The 24,067-nt window shown below is 40.9% G+C and carries 14 protein-coding genes; 8 read left to right on the forward strand and 6 right to left on the reverse strand.

Annotated features, from left to right (window positions below; all coding sequences use genetic code 11):
* Positions 1 to 79 precede the first annotated feature (79 nt).
* The 3 genes from ABXG83_RS01175 to ABXG83_RS01185 all read right to left on the reverse strand — a co-directional run bounded on the left by ABXG83_RS01175 (position 80) and on the right by ABXG83_RS01185 (position 5,188).
* Positions 80 to 2,464 carry a TonB-dependent receptor gene (locus ABXG83_RS01175; protein WP_353549666.1) on the reverse strand — a complete coding sequence of 795 codons (2,385 nt, stop codon included), beginning with the start codon at positions 2,462 to 2,464 and terminating at the stop codon, positions 80 to 82.
* A gap of 405 nt (positions 2,465 to 2,869) precedes the next feature.
* Positions 2,870 to 3,592 (reverse strand): hypothetical protein, encoded by a 723-nt coding sequence (locus ABXG83_RS01180; protein WP_353549667.1) that lies wholly within the window; start codon positions 3,590 to 3,592, stop codon positions 2,870 to 2,872.
* A gap of 159 nt (positions 3,593 to 3,751) precedes the next feature.
* Complete coding sequence (locus ABXG83_RS01185) at positions 3,752 to 5,188, reverse strand: S41 family peptidase (RefSeq protein WP_353549668.1); 1,437 nt, start codon at positions 5,186 to 5,188, stop codon at positions 3,752 to 3,754.
* Between the two features lie 179 nt (positions 5,189 to 5,367).
* Here ABXG83_RS01185 and ABXG83_RS01190 point away from each other — a divergent pair, with 179 nt between their 5' ends.
* From ABXG83_RS01190 to ABXG83_RS01225, 8 genes are all read left to right on the forward strand, one after another.
* The gene (locus ABXG83_RS01190) at positions 5,368 to 7,389 is read left to right on the forward strand and encodes a M13 family metallopeptidase (RefSeq protein ID WP_353549669.1); all 2,022 of its coding nucleotides are present in this window, start codon (positions 5,368 to 5,370) and stop codon (positions 7,387 to 7,389) included.
* A gap of 370 nt (positions 7,390 to 7,759) precedes the next feature.
* Positions 7,760 to 11,563 (forward strand): DNA-directed RNA polymerase subunit beta, encoded by a 3,804-nt coding sequence (gene rpoB / locus ABXG83_RS01195; protein WP_353549670.1) that lies wholly within the window; start codon positions 7,760 to 7,762, stop codon positions 11,561 to 11,563.
* A 127-nt stretch (positions 11,564 to 11,690) separates the two neighbouring features.
* Complete coding sequence (rpoC, locus tag ABXG83_RS01200) at positions 11,691 to 15,974, forward strand: DNA-directed RNA polymerase subunit beta' (protein ID WP_353549671.1); 4,284 nt, start codon at positions 11,691 to 11,693, stop codon at positions 15,972 to 15,974.
* A 182-nt stretch (positions 15,975 to 16,156) separates the two neighbouring features.
* Positions 16,157 to 16,753, forward strand: a complete 597-nt coding sequence (locus ABXG83_RS01205; protein ID WP_353549672.1) for an OmpH family outer membrane protein — start codon at positions 16,157 to 16,159, stop codon at positions 16,751 to 16,753.
* A gap of 195 nt (positions 16,754 to 16,948) precedes the next feature.
* Positions 16,949 to 18,370 carry an amino acid permease gene (locus tag ABXG83_RS01210; protein WP_353549673.1) on the forward strand — a complete coding sequence of 474 codons (1,422 nt, stop codon included), beginning with the start codon at positions 16,949 to 16,951 and terminating at the stop codon, positions 18,368 to 18,370.
* A complete protein-coding gene (locus tag ABXG83_RS01215; protein WP_353549674.1) occupies positions 18,370 to 19,359 on the forward strand; it encodes a bifunctional ADP-heptose synthase in 990 nt (329 codons plus the stop codon). The genes ABXG83_RS01210 and ABXG83_RS01215 overlap by 1 nt, the downstream gene beginning before the upstream one ends.
* Before the next feature lie 179 nt (positions 19,360 to 19,538).
* The gene (locus ABXG83_RS01220) at positions 19,539 to 20,489 is read left to right on the forward strand and encodes an isoaspartyl peptidase/L-asparaginase (RefSeq protein ID WP_353549675.1); all 951 of its coding nucleotides are present in this window, start codon (positions 19,539 to 19,541) and stop codon (positions 20,487 to 20,489) included.
* 78 nt (positions 20,490 to 20,567) lie between these two features.
* Complete coding sequence (locus ABXG83_RS01225) at positions 20,568 to 21,233, forward strand: 2-C-methyl-D-erythritol 4-phosphate cytidylyltransferase (protein ID WP_353549676.1); 666 nt, start codon at positions 20,568 to 20,570, stop codon at positions 21,231 to 21,233.
* A 5-nt stretch (positions 21,234 to 21,238) separates the two neighbouring features.
* Here the strand turns inward: ABXG83_RS01225 and ABXG83_RS01230 are convergent, their stop codons facing one another.
* Genes ABXG83_RS01230 through ABXG83_RS01240 form a run of 3 tightly spaced genes read right to left on the reverse strand, consistent with a single transcriptional unit; the run spans position 21,239 to position 23,885 of the window.
* Positions 21,239 to 22,138, reverse strand: coding sequence for a hypothetical protein (locus ABXG83_RS01230; protein ID WP_353549677.1), 900 nt, complete (start codon positions 22,136 to 22,138; stop codon positions 21,239 to 21,241).
* A gap of 1 nt (position 22,139) precedes the next feature.
* Positions 22,140 to 22,592: a DUF2147 domain-containing protein gene (locus ABXG83_RS01235; RefSeq protein WP_353549678.1), complete on the reverse strand. Its 453-nt coding sequence runs from the start codon at positions 22,590 to 22,592 to the stop codon at positions 22,140 to 22,142.
* A gap of 15 nt (positions 22,593 to 22,607) precedes the next feature.
* The gene (locus ABXG83_RS01240) at positions 22,608 to 23,885 is read right to left on the reverse strand and encodes an amidohydrolase family protein (protein WP_353549679.1); all 1,278 of its coding nucleotides are present in this window, start codon (positions 23,883 to 23,885) and stop codon (positions 22,608 to 22,610) included.
* Positions 23,886 to 24,067 lie beyond the last annotated feature (182 nt).

Raw genomic sequence — 24,067 nt, forward strand, 5'->3', positions numbered from 1 at the left:
ATCGTTTAGTAGATAGACCCAGAGGTTGTTTACTTACCACTCTATTATTGAAAATGCTGTTAGCGATCATAAGATCTACTTAGTTTTTAATATCATCCACCGATACGCCTCTTTTTCTGGAAACATTTTCTTTGAGTTTATTGATGCGAAATATAATACCCACTTGGAAAAGCCTATAGGGCAAATGTTCAATAGAAGTATTTTTAAAAGTGCCGGGTACTGTCAGCATTGTTCTTTTATGATAATATTTTTCAGCAATATTATTTACGCCTAACACAAGCGATAACCTTTTCCCGAAAAAGGATTTATCTAAAAAGACACTGTACCATAGGAAATTGTTGGTGCTCCCTTGTGGAAGTATCGTAGGGAACATGAGTGAACTATTCAACGAAAGTCGGATCGTTGGTGAGGGGAAAAAAAATACATTCATTTGAATACGTCCTGTAAACCCCTCATTCAAGACAGTTTTCGTGCTTTTATTTTTCAGGTTGTAGTAATATCCATTTAAGACCAGATTGCCTGAAAATTTTCCTTTATCGTACGAAAGAAATGATGAAACAGAAAGCCGGTCCGCTTTTACTTGATTGTTATATGTATTGCTTGCTACGCCTGATAAAACATCAAAACTCATTTGCGGTGCTATTAAGTCTTTTTGTTTATCATATCCTGCCGAAAATGATATGTTATAAGTAGGTCTATTGATCGAGAATGTTATATCATAACTATTGGTGAATTCCGGCTGCAGATTGGGATTGCCAAAGGAAATATTCAATGAGTCATAGTTGTTGATGAATGGGTTTAAATATTTGATACCAGGTCTGCTGATTCTTTTCGAAAATGAAGTTCTCAGATACATCCCTTTTCCTAAGTTCCTTGCAAAACTTAACGAAGGAAATATATTTGAATACAACTGTTGTATACTAGTTTGATGATCAATGAAACGTCCCTGTAAATTTGTATGCTCAAGTCTGATGCCCGGTTGTATTGTGTTTTTTCTATTCAAGTTCAATCTATATACCAGGTACATACTGCTTACTTGTTGTTCATAAGTAAAGTAGTCGCTATTCCGGATATCTTTGATGTAAGGAGTATTGATATCACTGCGCAAAAAACTTTGGTAATCTGAAGTGGCATTTCTGAATATTACTTTAGCGCCAATATCCAATGATTGATAGGGAGTAAGGGGTATATTGTAATCAGTTTGCACAGTGAATTGTCTGTTCTTGGAATAATTGTTATTAAGGACAAATCGATTGTTTGCTCCTTTATTGATTTGATCACTTATGGCATCATCACGAAAATCACTCCATTGTAAGTTTGTATTGATGCTAAATTGTTGTCTTTTTGTTTTCTTGGATAATTTTATAAAATCTAACCCCGCATCTCCATACGGACTGCTGATATTTTTATTGGTTTTAAAGAATCCCTCGGTAAGTATCACATTGTTGTTGTCGTAGATGTGTACATTTTCAGCAACTTTAGGTCTGTTACTGTTTCCTCCTATACCTCCATAGCCGCTTATGTAGGTAACACTATCAATATCCAAGCTTAATTCCCATGAACCCCACTGTAACCCTTTGCTGGTAGCCCCAATGGAATGAATATTTCTCTTTGAGTAGGCGGCAGTTCGGTCTAGTGATTGGTAATAAGATTCAGACCATACTATCTCGTTGGATTCCGTATGTCCTCCAGAAAAGTTTAAACCGAATTTTCCGAATTTAAAACTACCAGACGGGACTACTGATATTTTCGAAACAGCCCCTGTTGAGAAGTGAACACCATTCGAAAATGAGTAGCCAGATATTTTTTTTGAAATGATATTAATAACAGCACTATATCCTTCCGCATCATATTTGGCAGAAGGATTGGTGATGACTTCGATTTTTTTGATGAGGTTGGCGGGGATGGCATTTAGTACTGCAGCCGGATTATTAGATAAAATACCTGTAGATCTACCATTCATTAATATTTTCGTTGGTTTACCATTTACAGAGATCTGTTCATTGCCAGTAATAGATACAAACGGAGTTTTTCTAAGTGCATCTATAGCCAGTGCTGTTTCTAAGGAAGGATCTCCGGAAACATTAAATGAAATGCCATCCGGATTAGTTTCAACTAAAAGTTTCTTTGTTTTTACAATGACCTCTTCCAAACTATGAATACTACTGATCAATGGTATCGTTGATATTTGGAGAATACTATCCCTCTCGGATGGAAAGTCAAGTTCCACCACTTTGGTGTGATAATTATTGTGTGACACTTCCAAATAAAGTGCAGCTCGGTTGAATACTGTTAAGTTGATTGTAAATGAACCGGTTTGATCACTAACTAAGCTACTGATTTGTTTTTTTAGCTTTTCGCCTGTGAAAATCCTGATGGTCGCAAAGGGTACAGAAGCGTTTGTGATACTATCTGTCAGTGTTGAATGAATCGTTATGTTTCTTTTTTGTGCCTGTACAGACATATGGCTAAGACTTATAAAAACTGCAAGTATGATGAGTTTGTGTCTGATTGTACAGAAGAACCATAAACCTGGATTGTAACTAAAAGAATTCGTTTTTAATGGAGACAAAGTGTAATCTCCGAATCGAAAATAGTTTCTCATAATTGATTGATTATACAAGTGAAATCTGTTGATCTCATCACTATGAGAAACTATTGGAAAAAAGGTTGGAAGATGAATCAGGTCAAGAGTAAGATGAGTTACTGTTTGATTTTATATTTGGACCTTACAAATTTATTTTCATTATCTTTTTTAAACCTTTAATAGGTTTTTATTGAAGAAAAAATAAAACTGAATAACTGACATTTTGTTTTGCATACATTGTAAAATGCTTTACCAAAGCATTTTACAATGTATGCTATGTTGCTACTTTTTTAAGCTTGTGTTCATCTGCTGCTCCCAAATCAGTTTGCCATTATTGTCAAAGTATTTAATACCGGTAAATGCTTGTTTATTCTGAAACCATTGTCCGTCTTTTTTTGACATGCCGATCATGAGCCTTCCATTTTCACCTCCAATGATCAATCCTTTGGTGCCATCCTCAAGGGCTACTATATGAACAGCTTCTCCGTCTTTATCATCTACACCCATCACTGATCTGGACTTTCCATCTTTAGTTGTATTGACGCCGGCTCCACCTAATTCCCATCCTTCTTTATCATTCCACAAAACACCCGAGCTCTCAAACATTCTTTTTCCAATATTGGGATCGGCGAGTTTATCACCCAATAATACACGGTCAAAACCATGTTCATTCATGACTACCATTCCCTCTGCACCATGATAATAATTCTTATACCATTCCATGTATTGGTTGCCACTACCAAATCGTTTGGCCCAATGTTTTCTTACCATATTGGTATCATTCCTGACACGGTCTTTTGAAAAGGGAATAGGAGCGCCTATGAGAATACGGTCTCTTCCGCTACTGTCTTCAATAATGATGCCCTTAGCTCTGATAATGCCAAAGCTTTGTTCCGGATAAGTAAAGGCAAAAAGCAGTAAAGTGAATAATACTCCGGATACCATAAACATGTACCATCGCATCCGGGCGATTTGTTTTTGTAACTGTTGTAGTTCTGCTGACATAGTGTTTTGTTTTCTTGTCAGTGTATACGGATTGCCGTCCGAATAGTTACAACGGTAAATAGTAACCATTCCAAAATCACACAAATATGTTATGAGTGTGATTTTAGCTACTGGTCAATTCTAAACCCTTGGAAATACTTATAGAATAATCCGGAGAAATTATCCCTTTTTCTTTTTTAAGTCGTCTATCACCCACTCAATCCAATTTCTCACTTTATTGGGGATATAGACATCGGGTTTGATTCCGGTTGGGTTAATGGGGTTCTTTAACATGTCAGGGCTATAAAAAGTAGGATAGCCAAAGTAATATCTTTTATTGCCTATAAACTTTAATCGAATCGTATTCACATTTACATAGTCGATCATACCATGTGAATTTTCTCCATAAACAATAACCTTAGTGCTAGATGATTTCAAGGAGTTAATAACAGCTTCTGCAGCACTTGCTACTCCTTTGTCTATAATGATAGCCACATTTTTGGGGTTAGGGAGAATAGTTTGTTGAGAGGTGTCGCTTGGTCGGGCGCTATAAAATGAAAAACCTATTGTTGCTCCCAAATTATTTTTGATCTTATTTGTGAGTCTGGTATAATAACCAATACCTGCAGTATCTCCATTCACAAAATTTTTAAAATTTTCAAAATAAGCTGCATTGTCTAAAGAAGCAAGCATTAAAAAATCATCTTTAGTAGGATCTTTTTTATCTAGGTACGGTTTGGTATTTGCCAACATTTGAATTCCATTCCACATATAATTTCCGCCGGTATTACTTCTTAAATCAAGGATAAAATTTTTTGCAGAGACGATCAGATTCTTATTCTTCATTAAAATGCTGTCAACGATATATTGACTAATAAGAGAAGAAGGGACTGTTAGTAGAACATTGTCCTTGTCTATTACTTTAAAAAAAGGTTGCTCTGGCTTGTTGACATGTATGTAATTCATTTCCGGATCATTCTCCTCGAGTTTTACATATTTATTCGATCCAAACCCTAATAACAATCTTTTGAAGATACCTATGTCAGAGAATCGAGAAAATGTGAAGTCGGGATTGTAAAAAAGTATGCTATACTTATTGTTCTGCCCCTTAGTGATCTCCATTTTAATCATTCCTTCCTGCCATCTGGCTGTGGTTGTTTTTTTGATCACAGCATAAAATTTTTTATCTGTAATGCGAACTATTTCCAACTGCTCTTTTGCGTTTTGCCAAACCCCTTCTATTTGATCCGGTTGCTTAGCAACAGGTGTACCTTGAGTTACATATCGTGGATGGGTTTTAGCTAAACTATCGGATTGAGCTGCCGTAGCTCTTGGAAATTCTGAAATAAATAAATGACCATCATTGAAATATTTGACATAACGATTTAAAATATCATAACAGTCTAAAAATGAAGTTCGATCTGCAACTGACAAAAGTCCCTTTTTAAAATTATTGTACGATGCGCGATTCCTTGCATTGATTTTATGCTGGTATCCGGCATAGTTTGATTCTGTTTTTATGATGGCTGAGTCTAATAGTTCTTTACATGTGCAATCTTGTGCATATAAGCTTTGCGAAAAGAGTAAAATTATAATAAGTGTAATAACAGGTCTCATAGCTTTTTTTAAAAGAACGAAAAAGCTGTAAGCATGTTACGAAAATTCAATTAACAGCAGTATTCTTTGTTCATACTGCGCTCTCACTGACATTTTTTTATAAACAGAGCAATTTTTATTTTAAATGGTTTTGCCATCCCCCAATAATTTCAAATATTTATAGCTACTAAAACTTCACCATGAAACAACTTGCCACTTTATTAGTAGGAGCGAGTCTCATTTTCGCTGCCTGTAAAACCAACACAGATCAGTCTGCTTATTTTAATGCAGACGGTATGGATACCACAGTTCATCCGGGCGATAACTTCTTTCAGTATGCTAATGGCACATGGGTGAAGAATAGTGTGATCCCTGATGACCAGAGTGGATGGGGTAGCTTTTTTACCCTCTATGATGAGAACCTCAAAAAAATGAGAACCATCCTTGACGAGCTTTCAGCCAAAACAGATCATCAACCAGGGAGTAACGAGCAAAAAGTAGGAGACTTCTACGCCAGTGGTATGGATACTATTGCAATAGAGAAAGCAGGCTATGAACCTCTCAAGCCGATGCTGGCAAAAATTGAGGCGGTCAAAGATTATAAAGAGCTCATCAGCTTACTCGCTTCCAGTTATACTGAAGGAGATGGCGATCTGCTGGGTATTTATATTGGTGCTGATGAAAGGAACAGTAGTAAAAATATTTTGAGTTTATACCAAACAGGATTAACCCTTCCTGAAAAAGATTATTATACCAAAACAGATGCACCTACTGTAGAAAAGCGTCAGAAGCTGGTAGCGCATATCACCAATCTTTTTGTACTCACCGGTGTTGATAAAACGCTGGCAGCACAACAAGCAGCCGCAGTATTAAAATTAGAGACGGCTATTGCCGTATCTCATCTGGCGCCTGTTGAGTTGCGTGATCCGATCAAGAACTACAACAAAATGTCTGTGGGTGATCTGGAAAAAATATCACCCAACATTGGTTGGTCAGCATCGCTTGCTAAAATGGGAATTCAAACAGACAGCATTAATGTGGCGCAGCCTGCTTATTATAAAACACTCAGTACACTCTTGGCATCTCAACCCATTGATGTATGGAAGAGCAAAGTGAAGTTCGATTATATTTCTTCTAATGCCTCATTGTTGAGTAAAGCGTTTGTAGATGAACGTTTTGCTTTCAATAAATTATTCTCCGGTGCTAAAACGCAGGAAGATCGCTGGAAGAAAATGGTGAGTAGAACAGATGATGGATTAAAGGATCTGCTCGGACAAATCTTTGTTCAAAAATATTTTCCGGCTGAAGCCAAAAAAAGAATGGATGAGTTGGTGAATAATCTGCAGATCGCATTTGACAAACGCATTGCTCAGTTGGATTGGATGAGTGATACCACCAAACAAAAAGCAAAAGAGAAATTAGCTGCGATTATGAAAAAGATCGGATATCCGGATAAGTGGAGATCTTATGATGATGTGAAGATCAGTCGCAGTGATTTCTATGGCAATATGCGCAGCATCGCCAAGCATGATTACAAAGAAAGCATTGCTAAAATTGGTAAACCTGTTGATAAGACCGAATGGCAAATGACAGCACCCACTGTGAATGCTTATTATAATCCAACTTTTAATGAGATCGTATTTCCTGCGGGTATCTTGCAATTTCCATTCTTTGAACTAAAAGCAGATGATGCGATCAACTATGGCGCGATCGGAATGGTGATCGGTCATGAAATGACACATGGTTTTGATGATCAGGGTAGACAATATGATGCGCAAGGAAACCTGACCGACTGGTGGACCAAAACAGATGCTGAAAAGTTCACTGCTAAAGCAAAGGGTGTTATTGAACAATACAATGCATACACAGTATTAGATAGTTTGCATGTGAATGGAGCACTTACACTGGGAGAGAACTTGGCAGATATAGGTGGATTGGCGATTGCCTTTGATGCCTTCAAACTGACCAAGCAAGGACAAAGCGCTGAGAAAATAGGAGGGTTCACACCTGATCAACGCTTTTTCCTAGGGTATGCCCAGGTTTGGCGAATCGTTGACCGCCCGGAAAGTCTTAGAACCAGGATCACGACCGACCCCCATAGTCCCGAGGAATTCAGGGTAAACGGCCCATTGGCCAATTTTGAGCCTTTTTATCAGGCTTTTGGAGTCACTGAAAAGCATAAGCTCTACCGTCCGGCCGCTCAGCGGGCTAGGATTTGGTAGGGATGGGGTGTCGGGAGATCGGGGTATTGGGGTATTGGGTGATCGGGTGATCGGGTAATTGGGAGTTTGGGGTATCGGGTGGTATTGGGAATAGAGGGATGTCTCCTTCTAATGGCATCAGTCCCAGCACCCCGATCTCCCGATTACCCGATCACCCAATATCCCAATACCCCAATACCCCGATCCCCCTAAAATTTGTTTTTGCGGATGCCTTCCGGTTTCCTACCTTTGCCATCCTTATTTTTGGGCCAATTAGCGGGTGGACATTTTTATCATTGACGTTTGGATGATGAATGAGCCGATTGTACGTTAAGAGAATCTCACCATTCTCCCCAAATTTTTATCGTATCAAAACCGGTTTTACATACATATGTCTACAACTACATTGAACAACAGGGTCGGCTTCGGTAAAACTAAACATTTGGCTGATGCTCCTGACCTGCTCGACATCCAGTTAGAATCATTCAGAGAATTTTTTCAGTTAGAGACTACGCCTGATAAGCGTAACAATGAAGGTCTCTTCCGCGTATTCAAGGAAAACTTTCCTATCACAGATACGCGTAACATCTTCGTGCTGGAATTCCTGGATTATTTTATTGATCCACCACGTTACACACTTGATGAGTGTATGGAGCGTGGTCTTACGTATGCAGTGCCTTTAAAAGCAAAACTGCGCTTAAGTTGTAATGATGAAGAGCACGTAGATTTCCAGACCATCGTTCAGGATGTGTTCCTGGGTAATATTCCTTACATGACTCCCCGTGGTACATTCGTGATCAATGGTGCTGAGCGTGTAGTAGTATCTCAGTTGCATCGTTCTCCTGGTGTGTTCTTTGGACAATCAGTACACCCGAACGGTACCAAGATCTATTCTGCCCGTGTGATTCCTTTCAAAGGTGCATGGATGGAATTTGCTACCGATATCAACAATGTAATGTATGCTTACATCGATCGTAAGAAAAAGTTCCCTGTAACAACTTTGTTACGTTCTATCGGTTTCGAAACTGATAAGGATATTCTGGAACTCTTCGGTATGGCCGATGAAGTGAAAGCCGATAAGAAAACACTTGCCAATCACGTTGGTAAAAAACTCGCTGCTCGTGTATTAAGAACATGGGTGGAAGATTTCGTGGATGAAGATACCGGTGAGGTAGTGAGCATTGAGCGTAACGAGATCGTGATGGAGCGTGATACCGTTTTAGATGAGGAAGCAATTGCTACCATCATCGAAATGGAGATCAAAAGTGTATTCATTCAGAAGGAAGATGTGGGTGGTGATTATGCGATCATCTACAACACATTGAATAAAGATACTTCGAACAGTGAACTGGAAGCGGTTCAGCATATCTATCGCCAATTGCGTGGTGCTGATGCTCCGGATAATGAAACTGCTCGTGGTATCATCGATAAATTATTCTTCTCTGATAAGCGTTATGATCTGGGTGAAGTAGGTCGATACAAAATCAACCGTAAACTGAACCTTGATTATCCGCTGACCAAGAAAGTATTGACCAAGCAGGATATTATTGAGATCATCAAATACCTGGTTCGTCTGACCAATGCGAAGGCGGAGATCGATGATATCGATCACCTGAGCAACCGTCGTGTTCGTACCGTAGGAGAGCAGTTGTATGCTCAATTCGGGGTTGGTCTGGCTCGTATGGCCCGTACCATCCGTGAGCGTATGAACGTTCGTGACAATGAGGTATTTACTCCGGTAGATCTGATCAACGCAAGAACACTTTCTTCTGTGATCAACTCTTTCTTCGGAACTTCTCAGTTGTCTCAATTCCTTGATCAAACCAACCCACTGAGTGAGATCACGCACAAGCGTCGTATCTCCGCACTCGGACCCGGTGGTTTGAGTCGTGAGCGTGCCGGTTTCGAGGTACGTGACGTACACTACTCACACTATGGTCGTTTGTGTACCATTGAAACTCCGGAAGGACCGAACATTGGTTTGATTTCTACACTTTGCGTACACGCTACGATCAATGATATGGGCTTTATTGAAACCCCTTATCGTAAAGTATCGAATGGTAAAGTGAACATGAAAGAACTCACTTTCCTGAGTGCAGAAGAAGAAGATACTGCGAAGATCGCGCAGAGTAATTCACCATTGAATGACAAAGGTGAATTTGCAGAAGATAAAGTGGTATCACGTCAAACTGGTGACTTCCCGATCTTAGATAAAGAAGAGGTGGAATACATGGACGTAGCACCCAATCAGATCGTAGGTCTGAGTGCTTCACTGATTCCATTCCTTGAACATGATGATGCCAACCGTGCGCTGATGGGATCGAACATGCAACGTCAGGCTGTACCATTGATCCGTCCGGAAGTGCCTATCGTAGGTACCGGCTTGGAAGGTAAAGCTGCTCGTGATGCACGTATCCAGATCCACGCAGAAGGTAATGGTGTGGTTGAGTTCGTTGATGCGAATGAGATCCATGTTCGTTATGACAGAAATGATATTGACAGACTCATCAGCTTTAATGATGATCTGCAAGTATATAAGCTTACTAAATTCATCAAAACCAACCAGGCCACTTGTATCAACCTTCGTCCTGCTGTGAAGAAAGGACAGAAAGTGAAGAAGGGTGACTTCTTAACTGAAGGTTATGCAACCAAAGATGGTGAACTGGCATTGGGTCGTAACCTGCAAGTGGCATTCATGCCATGGAAGGGTTACAACTTCGAGGATGCGATCGTTATTAGTGAGAAAGTAGTTCGCGAAGACCTGTTCACTTCTATTCACATCGATGAATATGAACTGGAAGTTCGTGACACAAAATTGGGTGAAGAAGAACTGACTCCGGATATCCCGAACGTATCAGAAGATGCGACCAAGGATCTGGATGAGAATGGTATTATCCGTATCGGTGCCACCATCAAAGAAGGTGATATCCTGATCGGTAAGATCACTCCAAAAGGTGAATCTGATCCTACTCCTGAAGAGAAACTCTTACGTGCGATCTTCGGTGATAAGGCCGGTGATGCAAAAGATGCTTCTCTGAAAGCTCCGAACGGAACTGAAGGTGTGGTAATCGATAAAAAACTATTCCAGCGCGCGAAGAAAGATAAGAATGGTAAGATCCGTGAGAAAGCATTGTTGGAGAAAGTAGAAAAAGTACACCAGCAGAACACAGAATCTATCAAAGAACTGTTGTTGGATAAGTTGCAGACCTTGTTGAAAGACAAAGCTTCTGCAGGTGTTAGCAACAACTTTGGTGAAATGCTGATCGGTAAAGGCGCTAAGTTCAATCAAAAGAACCTGAGCACCATCGATTATCAGAATGTGAATCCGTTGGGTTGGACAGGCGATGCTAAAACAGATGATCTGATCAATACTTTATTGCACAACTATAGCATCCGTTACAATGAAGAACTGGGACGTTACAAGCGTGAGAAGTTCAACATTTCTATTGGTGATGAGTTACCTGCAGGTGTATTGAAATTAGCTAAAGTATATCTTGCTGTGAAGCGTAAGCTGAAAGTGGGAGATAAGATGGCGGGTCGTCACGGTAACAAAGGTATCGTTGCGAAGATCGTTCGTGCTGAAGATATGCCATTTATGGAAGATGGTACACCGGTTGATATCGTACTGAATCCATTGGGGGTACCTTCAAGGATGAACCTGGGACAGATCTATGAAACCATTCTGGGCTGGACCGGTAAACGTCTGGGTGTGAAATTCGCTACGCCGATCTTCGATGGTGCAAGCACTGATGAGATCGAGCAATATTGTAAAGATGCGAGCATTCCTAGAAACGGACATACTTATCTGTATGATGGTGAAACCGGAGAGCGTTTCCACCAGAAAGCCACTGTGGGTGTGATCTACATGATCAAACTACACCACATGGTAGATGATAAGATGCACGCACGTTCGATCGGACCATACAGCTTGATCACACAACAGCCGTTGGGTGGTAAGGCACAGTTTGGTGGACAGCGTTTTGGTGAGATGGAAGTATGGGCACTGGAAGCATATGGTGCTGCTAACATCCTCCAGGAATTGTTGACACTGAAGTCTGATGATATCATCGGAAGAGCCAAGACTTATGAAGCCATCGTGAAGGGAGATAATATCCCTCGCGCCGGTGTACCTGAATCGTTCAATGTATTGGTACATGAACTGAGAGGTTTGGGTCTGGATCTGAAATTCGATTAATAAGCCGCAAGCTGCAAGTTTCAAGCTACAAGCATGAAGTCTGCAGCTTGCTTATAAATTTTTAGCATAATAATTAAAAACAAAGCTTGCATCCGCCGCGGCGGACCGCAGCTTGAAGCTTAAAAATATGGCCATAAAAAGAGACAATCGCCCGAGATCAACATTCTCCGAGATCACCATCAGTCTGGCATCTCCGGACAGTATCCTCGAAAGAAGTTTTGGCGAAGTACTGAAGCCTGAAACCATTAACTACCGTACCTACAAACCAGAGCGTGATGGTTTATTCTGCGAAAGAATTTTCGGTCCGGTAAAAGATTATGAATGCGCCTGCGGTAAGTATAAGCGTATCCGTTACAAGGGTATCGTTTGTGACCGTTGTGGTGTAGAAGTAACAGAAAAGAAAGTTCGTCGTGAACGCATGGGCCACATCAAACTGGTGGTGCCTGTTGTACATATCTGGTATTTCAAAAGCTTACCGAATAAGATCGGTTACCTCTTGGGTATGAGCTCTAAGAAATTAGAGACCATCATCTACTATGAGCGTTTCGTAGTGATCCAGGGTGGTGTGAAAGAGAACCTGAACATGGGTGATCTGTTGACAGAAGAAGAGTACCTGGATATTCTGGATAATTTGCCAAAAGACAATCAGTACCTGCCTGATGATGATCCTCAAAAGTTCATCGCAAAAATGGGTGCTGAAGCGGTACATGCTTTGTTAGAAAGAATCGATCTGGATGGATTGAGTTTCTCATTGCGTAATGCAGCAGCTACTGAAACATCACAGCAGCGTAAAGCAGATGCCTTAAAGCGTTTGAGCGTTGTTGAATCATTCCGTGATGCAAGTACAAGAATCACTAACCGTCCTGAGTGGATGGTAATGCAATACATTCCTGTTATTCCACCTGAACTGCGTCCGTTAGTTCCTTTGGATGGTGGTCGTTTTGCGAGTTCTGATCTGAATGATTTATACCGTCGTGTGATCATTCGTAACAACCGTCTGAAGCGTTTGTTAGAGATCAAAGCTCCTGAAGTGATCTTGCGTAACGAAAAACGTATGTTACAGGAAGCCATCGATTCACTGTTCGATAACAGCCGTAAATCAAATGCGGTGAAAGCAGAAGGTGGCCGTGCGCTGAAATCATTATCCGATGTTCTGAAAGGTAAACAAGGTCGTTTCCGTCAGAACTTGTTGGGTAAGCGTGTGGATTACTCTGGTCGTTCGGTGATCGTGGTTGGACCAGAACTCAAAATGCATGAGTGTGGTTTGCCAAAAGATATGGCTGCTGAACTCTTTAAGCCATTTGTGATCCGTAAATTGATTGAAAGAGGTATCGTGAAAACAGTGAAGTCTGCTAAGAAATTGGTTGACCGTAAAGAAGCTGTGATCTGGGATATCTTAGAAAATATTCTGAAAGGACACCCTGTATTGTTGAACCGTGCCCCAACGTTGCACCGTTTGTCTATCCAGGCCTTCCAGCCAAAATTAGTAGAAGGTAAAGCGATCCAACTTCACCCACTCGTAACCTCAGCGTTCAACGCCGATTTCGATGGTGACCAGATGGCGGTACACGTTCCATTGAGCAATGCCGCAGTACTGGAAGCACAATTGTTGATGCTTTCCTCTCACAACATTTTGAACCCACAGAATGGTACACCGATCACCCTTCCTTCTCAGGACATGGTATTGGGTCTGTACTATATCACTAAGGGTAAGAAAACCACTGAGACTGAAATCGTAAGAGGAGAAGGTAAGGCGTTCTATAGCATGGATGAAGTGATCATCGCTTATAACGAACAGCGTGTAGATCTTCATGCTAACATCAAGGTGAAAGTGAACGTGCGTGAAGGTGGTCAGTTGGTGAAAAAATTGATCGATACCACTGTAGGTCGCGTTTTATTCAACCAGCATGTACCTGCTGAAGTAGGTTATGTGAATGCATTGTTGACCAAGAAAAGTCTGAGAGAGATCATCGGTGATATCATCAAGATCACAGACGTTCCTAAAACAGCGAAGTTCCTCGATGATATCAAGACACTCGGTTTCCGTATGGCCTTCCGTGGTGGTCTGTCATTCAACGTGAATGATCTGATCGTTCCTGATATGAGAAATGAACTGTTGGAGAATGCAAAAGCAGAAGTGGAAGAAGTGTGGGAGAACTATAACATGGGTCTCATCACCAATAACGAAAGATATAACCAGGTAATTGATATCTGGAGCCGTGTGGATACACGTATCACTGAAACACTGATCCGTGAAATGCAAAATGATAAGCAGGGATTCAACTCTGTTTACATGATGTTGGATTCCGGAGCCCGTGGTAGTAAAACACAGGTTAAGCAGCTGGTAGGTATTCGTGGTCTGATGGCTAAACCTCGTAAGAGTGGTAGTACCGGAAGTGAGGTAATTGAAAATCCGATCCTGTCAAACTTCAAAAGCGGTCTGAACGTATTGGATTACTTCATCTCTACACACGGTGCGCGTAAAGGTCTTGCGGATACGGCCCTTAAAACAGCGGATGCGGGTTACTTGACTCGTCGTCTGGTGGACGTATCACAAGATGTGGTAATCAGTGAAGAAGATTGTGGTACACTTCGTGGTATTGCAACAACTGCACTGAAAGATAATGAAGATGTGATCGAACCACTGGCAGATAGAATTGAAGGTCGTACTTCATTGCATAACGTATACCATCCTGTAACTGATGAGTTGATCATCACTGCAGGTGAAGAGATCTCTTCTGATGATGCAAAAGCAATCGAAGATGCAGGTATCGAAACAGTAGAGATCCGTTCTGTACTGACTTGCGAAAGCAAGCGCGGTGTGTGCGTGAAATGTTATGGTAAGAATCTGGCAACAGGTTACCTGGCACAAAGAGGTGATGCTGTAGGTATCATCGCTGCACAGTCTATCGGTGAACCAGGTACACAGCTGACACTACGTACGTTCCACGTGGGTGGTGTGGCAGGTTCTGCTTCTGTTGAATCAGGTCTGCAAGCAAAATTTGATGGTACCATTCAGTTCGATGGTCTGCGTACCGTTGAAACACTGAACAATGAAGGCAATAAAGTGAAGATCGTTATCGGTCGTACCGGTGAAGTAAGGATCATGGATGTGAAGAATGATCGCTTGATGATCACGAACAACGTTCCTTATGGTGCTACATTGAGTGTGAAAGACGGACAACAAGTGAAGAAGGGGGATGTGATCTGTACATGGGATCCATTCAATAACGTAATCGTTGCTGAACAAAATGGTAAGATCCGTTTTGAGAATGTGATCGATGGTATTACTTATCGTGATGAAGCTGATGAACAAACAGGTCACCGCGAGAAAGTGGTTATTGAAACCAAGGATAAGACCAAGATCCCTACCATTATCGTAGAAGGTAAAGAGATCAAACAATACAACTTACCTGTTGGCTCACACATTTCTGTTGAAGAAGGTGATGAAGTAAAAGCCGGTCAGGTAATGGTGAAGATCCCACGTGTACTCGGTAAGCTGAGAGATATCACGGGAGGTCTACCTCGTGTAACTGAATTGTTTGAAGCTCGTAATCCAGGTAACCCTGCGATCGTTTGTGAGATCGATGGTGTGGTTGCATTTGGTAACGTGAAGCGTGGTAATCGTGAGATCATCGTAGAGTCTAAAGACGGTATGGTGAAAAAATACCTAGTGCCATTGACTCGTCAGATCCTGGTTCAGGATGGTGACTTCGTAAAAGCAGGTACACCAATGTCTGACGGACAAATCGCTCCTGCAGATATCCTTGCGATCAAAGGTCCATTCGCTGTACAAGAGTACGTAGTGAATGAGATCCAGGAAGTATATCGTTTACAAGGTGTAAAAATCAACGATAAGCACATTGAAGTAATCGTTCGTCAGATGATGAAGAAAGTGGAGATCGTTGATGCCGGAGATACTAAATTCTTGGAGGAGGATCTGGAAGATCGCTTCGACTTTATCGAAGAGAACGACAGAATCTATGATAAGAAAGTAGTAACTGATGCAGGTGAAAGCACTAAGCTCAAAGCCGGACAAATCATCACACTGCGTGAATTGAGAGAAGAAAATTCGATCCTCCGCAGAGCTGATAAGAAACTGGTAGAAGTACGTGATGCAAAACCAGCTACCGCTACACCGGTATTACTGGGTATCACAAAAGCATCACTGGGTGTACAAAGCTGGATCTCAGCTGCGTCATTCCAGGAAACAACTAAAGTACTGAGTCAGGCAGCCATTCAAGGTAAGACCGATGCTATGCTGGGTCTGAAAGAGAATGTGATCACCGGACACCTGATCCCTGCCGGTTCCGGACAGAAAGAGTTCGAAAACCTGATCGTAGGAAGTAAGGAAGAGTACGAAGTACTGGCCACTACCCGCGAAGCGATGAGCTTTGATGATGAGGAATAAGATCGCAGTCCGATCTTTTGAATAAATGTTAAAGTAGGAAGTGAAAACTTCCTACTTTTTTTCAGGTATACATTGAGTTCTTTATACACTGTTTTTGTAATCTGATATTTATTGTTAATCTTGTTGCCCCTAAAAGGTTGTGGGAACAAAAGACTTTAATTTTATTATCTAAACGTTAGTACATGAAAAATTTTACCATCGGATTGAATGTGGTGTTGGTTATCGCAGTGGCTGTTTTATTTTATCTGCATTTTTCTTCAGGATCAAAAGATGGGAAAGTAAGTGCTTCAGGAACCAAAGCCGTTCCTCAGGGTGATTTTAAGATCGCTTACTTTGAGATCGATTCTATTGAAGCACATTTCGATTACTACAAAGAAGTCAGCAATTCCATACAAGCAAAGGCACAAGAAAACAGTAAACAACTGAATCAATTAAAGCAAACTTTTGCTGATAAATACCAGGAGCTTCAGCGTTCAGCTCAAACCATGACACAGGCTGAGCTAAACAGTAAGCAACAGGAGCTCATGCAGATGGAGAAGACCTACAACAGCAAAGAGCAGATGATGAATAATGAAATGCAGGATGAGAGCATGAAAAAAATGCTGGATGTAAGACAAAAGATCAGTGATTATTTGAAAGAGTACAATGTTTCTAAAGGATACGCTTTCATCGTTGGTAACAATGATGCGTCTATCGCCTTTTATTACAAAGATGCAGCCTATGATATTACAGCGGATGTGATCAAAGGACTGAATGAGCGATATAAGAAAAAGAACTAGTCTCTTAAAGCTAAAAGCGGCAAGCTGTAAGCTTCAGGTAATTGATAATTTCAAGCAGAGCAGGTGAATCTCAAATTCACCTGCTTTTTTTTATAGGAGGCCTACATAATCTTGTTGCCTGTATCTTGTAATTGAAGCTTACAGCTTGCCGCTTGTAGCTTTTTTCCCTATCTTCCCTCTTGAACAAATCGCCATATGAATAATAATAACCCTTCCTTTAAACCAACGCTTGGACTGTTAGATGCCACCATGATCGTAGCGGGTAGCATGATCGGTTCAGGAATTTTTATTGTGAGTGCAGATATTACACGTAATGTAGGTAGCGCCGGTTGGCTCATTGCAGTCTGGCTGATCACCGGATTTATGACCCTTACTGCCGCATTGAGTTATGGAGAGCTGAGTGCCATGTTTCCCAAAGCAGGTGGACAATATGTATACCTCAAAGAATCCTATAATAAGTTAACAGGGTTTCTCTATGGATGGAGTTTCTTTTCTGTTATTCAGACAGGTACGATCGCAGCAGTAGGTGTGGCTTTTAGTAAATTCGCAGGTTATTTCTTTCCTTCATTAGAGATGACCGATGAGAACATGCTGGCACAGATCGGATTTGTGAAATTGTATCCTGCACAATTTGTTTCCATCGCGATCATCATCTTTCTTACCTATATCAATACAAAAGGAGTACAGGGTGGTAAACTGATTCAAACCACTTTTACAGTGACTAAACTATTATCACTGTTCGGCCTGATCGTATTTGGTTTTTTACTCGCAGCTAAATCAGAAGTTTGGAATGCGAATTGGACCGATGCGTGGACAATGAAAAATATTTCAGGTGATAATAGCGTCACTGCAGTGCTTGGTGTAGCTGCATTTGGCGCGATCGCCGCATCTATGGTAGGTTCTATTTTCAGTAGTGATGCATGGAATAACGTTACATTCATCGCAGGTGAAATTAAAAATCCGCAACGTAATATCGGGCTGAGTCTTTTTCTTGGAACACTGATCGTAACCGTGATCTATGTAGCTGCCAATTTGATGTACTTAAGCGTACTTCCATTGAATGATATTGCTCATGCTCCTCAGGACAGAGTAGCTGTATCTGCATCTAACCTGATCTTTGGAAACATCGGAACTTATGTCATCGCTGTTATGATCATGATCTCCACGTTTGGTTGTAACAACGGACTGATACTTGCAGGTGCTAGGGTGTATTATACCATGGCGCAGGATGGATTGTTCTTTAAAAAAGCCGGCGAACTGAATAAAAATGCAGTGCCAGAGTGGGCTTTATGGGCACAGTGTGTGGTGGCATCTTTATTATGTTTAAGTGGAAAATATGGTGATCTGTTAGATATGGTCTCTTTTATCGTGGTGATCTTTTATGTGTTGACCATTGCCGGTATATTTATTCTTCGTAAAAAGCGACCTGAGATAGATCGTCCCTATAAAGCTTTTGGTTATCCCGTATTGCCGGCTATTTATATGTTGATGGGGATCACTTTCTGCGTATTGCTGATCGTTTACAAGCCTAATTTTACATGGCCGGGTCTTATCATTACATTGATTGGAATTCCTTTGTATTATCTTGCAGTACGAAATAAGAAACAAGAAGCCTGATGAATTTCGAACAATTATTTACGGGATTTCAATCGATCCGTGTAGTCATTCTTGGAGATGTGATGTTGGATACTTACTGGTGGGGTTCCGTTGATCGTATTTCTCCGGAAGCGCCTGTTCCGGTAGTAGCTTTGAAAAACAAAGAATTGAGGGTGGGTGGTGCCGCAAATGTGGCACTGAATACCGCATCATTAGGTGCTAAAACAACGATGATATCAATCATTGGTGCTGATAGTGATGGAGAACAATTGTTACGATTGTTGAAAGAGAAAAATATTGATACATCTTATATCCATTCAGTCAATAACAGAGTAACAACAAACAAAACCCGCATCATGAGTCGCAATCAGCAAATGATGCGATTGGATGCAGAGATCACAACTGATATTGATGAGGCAACTGAAAATCTGTTGATCGAACAAGTAAAAAATTGCTTGGATCAACAACAACCTCAGGTACTCATTTTTGAAGATTATAACAAAGGGGTCATCACAGAGAGAATTATTCAATTAGTAACAGCTTTGTGCAAGGAAAGGAATGTGATCATTGCTGTAGATCCCAAGAAGAAGAACTTCCTTTCATATAAAGAGGTCACTATTTTCAAACCCAATCTAAAGGAAGTAAAAGAGGGTTTGAATCTATCAGTAGACCATATTGATCTGTCGTCTCTGCAACAAATACATGAACGTTTACAACAGCATCTACATCATCAAATATCATTGATCACACTTTCTGAAAAAGGGGTGTTCTATCAAGATGAGACCTCTCACAAGATCATTCCAACGCATATCCGTAACATCGCAGATGTAAGCGGAGCAGGGGATACCGTGATCGCTGTAACCTCACTATGCTATGCCGCAACCCGTGATATGCACCTCGCAGCCGAAATGGCCAATATCGCCGGTGGATTAGTCTGCGAACAGGTTGGCACGGCCGCCATTGATCGTAACCGATTGTTGGAAGAGTGTGAGGTATTGCTGGGAGAATGATGAGGGAAGTGAAAAGTCAAACGATTTGGTTGCTAATACTAAATACCTAGCACCCAGCACCCAGTACCCATTCAACAAACCTCACATTTCATTAAATCCTATCTAACATTCCTTCCAAACAATTCGATTTTGTCAGTTAGCTAAATAACTAATTTCGGGTGCTTTTAAACGAGATAGTTATGTCAGATAATTTTACCATAGTTGTACATGGGGGTGCCGGTACCATTTTGAAAGAGGATATGACCCCTGAACTGGAGAAAGCCTATCAGGAAGGTCTTCAAGAAGCTTTGAACGCCAGTTATGCAGTGCTTGAAAAGGGTGGAACTGCTGTGAATGCTGTGAAAGCTGCTATCGTAGTATTGGAAGACAATGTACTCTTCAACGCCGGGCGTGGATCTGTATTTACTAAAAAGGGATTACAGGAAATGGATGCTGCCATCATGGATGGATCTGATCTATCTGCCGGTGCTGTTGCTGCCGTTCGCAATGTCAGAAATCCGATCGAATTAGCTACAGAAGTGATGCGTAACAGCAATCACGTTTTCTTGAGTGGGAAGGGTGCAAATGATTTTGCAATCAAACAAGGGATCAAATTAGAGCCGGACGAATATTTCTTCTCTCAGTTCCGTTATGATCAATGGAAAGCCATTCGCGATTCTGATAATTATTCACTTGATCATACCAACCATCAATTGGAAGAATTGATGCGTGATAAAAAATTCGGAACAGTAGGCGCCGTTGCCTGTGATATACATGGCAATATCGCCGGTGCTACTTCAACAGGAGGTATGACCAATAAAAAGTATGGTCGCATCGGAGACAGCCCATTGATCGGCAGTGGTACTTATGCCAATAATAAAACCTGTGCCATCAGCTGTACCGGACATGGTGAAATGTTCATCAGAACAGTGGCATCCTATGATGTGAGCTGTTTGATGGAATACAAAGGATATAGTTTACAGGAAGCAATGGAAATCGTAGTGCATGATAAACTAATGAAACTACAGGGTGAAGGTGGCATGATCGGTGTGGACGCCAAAGGAAATGCTGCCATGGTTTTTAATAGTGCAGGCATGTACCGGGGGGTAAAAAATAGTACCGGTAGAAATGAGGTTTTGATCTACAAATAATTATATTTGGTAAGACTGATACACATGAGAAAAAGGGGGGCTACATTTGTGGCTCCTCTTTTTTTAACTAAGAATGCCATGCAAAAAATTGCTGTGATCGTAGCCGGCGGAATAGGACAAAGAATGGGTGCATCCATTCCCAAGCAATTCCTGTTACTGAATGGGAAACCCATTCTATGGCATACACTTCAGCGTTTTCTCATGACCTGGGATGATCTTCGAATCATTCTGGTATTACCCGCTGAACATCAAGAAGAAGGAAATAAGATCGTTCAAACTTTACAAGCTTCTGATAGAGTCACCATCACAACTGGCGGTGATACCCGGTTTCAGTCAGTGAAAAACGGGTTATCATTGATCAAAGAACCTGCCGTAATATTTGTGCATGACGGTGTTCGTTGTTTGTTAAGTAGCGAACTGATCAAAAGATGTTTTCAACAAACTTTGGAAAAAGGCAGTGCCATCCCTGCGGTTGCAGCTACGGATAGTATTCGTATTGTAGAAGGAGAGGGGCATTACGTTGCCGATAGAAATCTGGTACGAATCATCCAAACACCACAAACATTCTTGAGCGACTTATTATTGCCTGCATTCCAACAATCATATCAGACATCATTTACAGATGAAGCAACCGTAGTGGAAGCAGCAGGTAAAAAAGTATTTTTGATCGAAGGAGAGTATACGAATATCAAGATCACCCGACCAGAAGATCTGCAAATGGCTGAGCAGATGATTCAACGTTAAATACCTCAGTGCCAGATATTTCTTCTGTAATGGAAATAAGGCTGAACATGCCCGCCGAATTTTTTATAAAATGTTTTTACTCCGGGTAAATCTGAACCCTCGAAATCAAACAATAGGTCCTGCCCTGAGAACTCTTTTAGTAGTTGATCCAAAAGCCAATGATTACTATTTACCTTTCTTCCATCCGGGAAAGTAGTGTTCAATAAATGATACAGCCTCTTATTGTCTTTTAGCAGTAAGGTGTCTGATAAGATCAAGCCTTCTTCTGATCTTGCAGAGCGGAGAATACATTGACCTCTATCCATATAAAATTTACACAACTCATTAAGCCGCGCAAAATCCTCCAGTGATAAATGCGGCATTCGTTCAGCATATTGTTGTTGATAATGACGAATGGTATCAGTTAATACATTCTCTTTCGAATACTGTAGAGTAGTGCCGGAAGTCTTATCCAGTATATGTTTTAAATCAGGCTGATAGTCTTTGTAGATCTCGCCATAATTCCTGTTCAGATCAATGATGTAATTGGTTCTATTTTTACAATGTAATTCTGAAGCGAGTAAATGATTGGAGTAATTGAAATGAAGATCGCCATACCAAGCATAACTTCTGATCTTTCGTATCAATTCCTCTTGTATCGATTTCAATAAGGAAGTGTCCCCAATAAATCCCAACTGCTGAATGAATGGAGGGATATAATAATAGCGAAACCCATATTTTCTTCTCCACGGCAACGGAATAACAGCTTCATAATCACCAATTACCAACCCGCTCCAGTGATCACAAATACGATCCAGATAATCATACTGGGCATAGATCAGTCCATTGGAATGTTTGGAGACGCATGCATCCCATTGTTGCTGATTAATGACATGTGCTGCAAATATGTGAAGTGTTTGTCTCACTTTATGGATTCACGCGTGTCCATACTTCTGTTCTTCCCAACATTGAGATGCCAATATAACCACGAACATTTAAAGTTTTCGGGTCTTTCAGCTTCATATAGCATTTGTAATCCTTACCATTCTGCGGATCATAAATTCTGCCACCCGTCCATTCACCGTCATCATGTACAAAATCACGAAGTATCACTAATCCGAGCAAAGGTTTATTTTTTGCATTTTTATCCGGGTTATTGACATCTAATTTTGGTTTTCCTTGTTCATCATTGGGTTCTTTCAGCCAGATCAATTTGCCATAGTATTTATTGCCTTGCTTGTAGATTTGTATTTGTCCTTTACCTGATGAGTTCAACCATACACCTAGAACGGCATCAGGATTATCATTGGTGTTTGTGAATCCTGTGATCGTCCATGAGATCAGAATCAAAACCAGACTCAGTTGTTTCATGTATTTCATAGTAATAGGATTTTATCATTGTAAATAAATAGTACCATCTTTCATGATGAAAGAGACATTTCTCATCGCTGATATTTTTTCTGCCGGATTTCCATCTACCGCAATAATATCCGCCAATAAACCGGTCTTTAATCGTCCGATCTGGTCGTTATAACCAAAAACATCTGCATTCACCGAAGTAGCACTTTTTAATACTGCTACAGGTTTCATGCCATATTCAACCATGAGCTCCATTTCGCGGGCATTATCGCCATGAGGAAATACGCCTACATCACCTCCAAAACATATAGTAACACCTTTTTCCAATGCTAGTTTAAAACTTTTCTTTTTTTGGGTGACCCTGTCAGTAGGAGGCATGGTCTTTTTGTCCCAGCCATTATAGCTGGCATTGGCTTCCGGGGCACTTAAGGTGGCGCAAAGGGCTACTTTATTTCGGTTCATGATATCATATACTGCTGCAGAACCATAATCTCCGTGTTCTATTGTTGAAACGCCTGCTTCGGCGGCTCTTTTCATGCCTTCTTCTGTACTTGCATGTGCCACTACTTTTCTACCACTGCTTTGAACAACTTCCACCAATGTTTTCAATTCTTGCAGGGTAAATGTAGGTTCGGCTTGATCATTCAATCCCCATCTGTAATCTGCATATACTTTGATCAGATCTGCACCATTCCCTATCTGATTCCTGGCTTCTCTGATCAACCCTTCAGCTCCATCTGCCTCTTGAGCCCCTCTGATGATTTGATGTGAAGTATTTTCCAACTTAGGCCCATAACTACCGGTAGCTACAATAGCTTTGGTTGCAATGATCATCCTCGGACCCGGGATGATATTTTTTTCAATCGATTTTTTAAGTCCCACATCTGCATAACCTGCACCCTCCGTGCCAAGGTCTCTGACAGTCGTAAATCCCGCCATCAATGTAGCTTTTGCATGTGTAACAGCTCTCACAATTCTTTCAGCCTCTGATTCATGTAAAACCTGATCGTTCCATTTGGTTTCATTATAAGCATGCAGGAGCAAATGTGAATGCCCCTCAATGAGTCCGGGTAGCAGGGTTTTTCCTTTTAATTCGATCTTCTTTAACGGTGTTTTGGATGGTAATGTTGAAGTTTCTCCTACTGCAATGATCTTGTTTTGATATACAAGAATGCCCCATCCGGTATGCATTTGCTCGCCATCAAAAAGCCGATCGGCTTGGATGAGGAGAAAAGAATCTTTCGAATTTGCGAAAATGCCTCCCGGAATGAGGATCAGCAAGATTAACACGCGAAAAATGACTTGTTTGTTCATCCGTATTGGCTTTTCATGGAAAATAACCCAGACAAAGGGTAAAAAAAAATTTGTTTGTGTAAGCCGTCCGCCCCATTTTTGCATCAGAATGAAAAGAAATAACAATATTCAGTGGTGGTGGCATACAAACTCCGATCGGGGATTGTAGTGGCATTGCCAATACTGTATGAATCATATTCAGA

Source organism: Sediminibacterium sp. KACHI17 (genome assembly GCF_040362915.1).
GTDB lineage: Bacteria > Bacteroidota > Bacteroidia > Chitinophagales > Chitinophagaceae > Sediminibacterium.